Source organism: Thermogutta sp. (assembly GCF_014359955.1).
Classification (GTDB): domain Bacteria; phylum Planctomycetota; class Planctomycetia; order Pirellulales; family Thermoguttaceae; genus Thermogutta.
On sequence record NZ_JACIYL010000753.1, the window covers coordinates 1 to 2,139 of the forward strand.

Genomic DNA, 2,139 nt, shown 5'->3' on the forward strand with positions numbered 1-2,139 from the left:
CGGCACGGAGGTTTTCCAGTTCTTTCGTTTCTGAAGCGATCTTGGCGTCGGGGGAAATGATTTCGATGATATGCCACGCGGACGTCGCCTGCTGCGGACGCAGGTCGAGGCCATATTTCCCGAAGTTCCGCCTGTCCCAGGCCAGGGCGCGAATGGCCACCTTTTGACCCGCCGAAAACCGTGCAGCATCCAGGACCAGCTCGTAGTCCAAAAACGGGCTGCTGGGATCGTCCCACTCGTTGAGCCGTACTGGAGCCTGTTCCGGACTATTCGACGAATTACCGGAGCCGGAAAAAGCATTTTGTTCCCGAACTGCTTCTGTTTCACTTGCCGGGTCCGCGGCCGAAGTATTCTCCTGGATAATCTTCATTTCCAGCCGGGCTCGCCCCACCCCATAATCATCGCCAATCCGAATCTTCACCGGGATGCGATCTCCCAGAGCGGCGGTGAACTGTCGTGCCGGCTTGACGATTTCCACCGTGGGAGGTTGGTCGGGAACCACTGTCACTCGATTGACGCGTGGATTCGGATCGACCTGACCGGCCTGATTCTTCAGCCGGACGACGAATTGTCCGTCTCGAATCAGAGGGATTTTCACGGTAAAAGTGCGCCCGTCGGATTCCACATTGCCGACAATCGGCTTTCCGTCGAGCACAACTTCTCCCCCGGAAATCGGCGCAGACGCGAAAATTCTCAACGTAGCTTCGCTATATTGCGGCCCGCGCAGGTCGGGCACCCGTTGTCTGAACGTTTCGCTGGGACGGCCCAGGTAGGCGGGATAATCCAGCGTGACTTCCACCTCCGTGATCGCCGGGATTTGGGTTACTCCCAGTCGGTAAATCGCGGACTGGCTGTCGCCTATCTCCACCCGATACTTCACCGGTTTGAGCACCGTCGGCACTGTGAACGTGTACTCCGACAGGTCTTTGCTGGGCGTCATTGGGAAGCGTTCCTCGGGTTTTCCCTCCTCGGCCACGTATAGATAACCGTCATACGGTTTTTTCTCCGGCAACTGGACGCGCGCTGTCACGGTCACACTTGAGCCCACCAGAACCTCCGTGTTGCCGGGCTCCACCGACAGGATTTTCACCCTGCCCACACTGGGGACGAACTGCCAGGGTTGCATCAAGCGAGAGGCTGCAGAACTCCAATTGGGCAGCAGCATTCCGCACAAAATGCTGATCAAAATAAGCGTCACCAGAATGCCGCTCCATTCCAGCAAATCGCGAGACGTGTGCATTGCAAAGCGGAAGCGGTCCCAGCGGGATTGTCGCTCCGCCGCCTCTTCAAAGCGAATCCGCGCCGCCTGGGACGCCGCATGGTTCACGGCCGCCAGACAGAACGCCGGATTGGCCTGCCGGGAATCGTTGAGCAGTTGAAGCAGATTGATCAGGGCACTCTGCAACTCCGGGAACTCAGCCTCGATGCGCCGGGCAGTGGCTTCCAGGGTCCGCTGACTGCGGATCACCCGGCGCACAATCCAGACGAGAATTCCCAGGGTGAAAGCAAGCCAAACAAGAAACGCACCCGCCAGAAGAACCTGAGAAAAATGGAACAGGGCATCCGCAAGCATGAACAAAAGAAACACCCCCAGCGACAGCGACGCCCCCATCACACAACTGGTAAGAAGCGTGTAAAACCACCATCGCTGTCGCGTGGCGTCGAGCCGCCGGATTACGCCCTCTGCTGCAGGGGACATCATGGCCACACCTCTTCTCTGTTTGTCCGACGTATTTTCCGCCGCCTCCGATTTCCCCTTTCATTGTTACCCACCCCCAGGGGGAGAGTCAATTCGATTCAGCGACGAAGGAGCTCCCCTCTTGGAAAAACCATGAGATGCCGCGGGCGCAACGTCTCGCAGGGGCAATTCATGAATGGCCCCTACCGTTCAACCGGCCCAATCTGACCTAACAAGCTAGTCTCTCCGAAACTTCGGAGGGGCACGCTTGTCGTGCCCGGTGAAACCCAATGGGTCGGTTAACATTGCAAAACGAACTATGAGATGCCGCGGGCGCGAGGCGTCGTAGGGGCAATTCATGAATTGCCCCTACCGTTCAACCGGCGCAATCTGGACGTGACAAGCACGTCCCTCCGAAAAAGATGGACCTGCTAACCAGGTCCCTCCGGAAGAGGTCCCGC

General features: G+C 58.1%; 1 protein-coding gene. It reads right to left on the reverse strand.

Going from position 1 to position 2,139, the window contains the following annotated elements; translation table 11 throughout:
• Window positions 1-1,702, reverse strand: a 1,702-nt coding sequence (locus H5U08_RS16620) for a DUF4175 family protein (protein ID WP_297035619.1), incomplete at its 3' end; no start/stop codon positions are given.
• Between the last annotated feature and the right edge of the window lie 437 nt (window positions 1,703-2,139).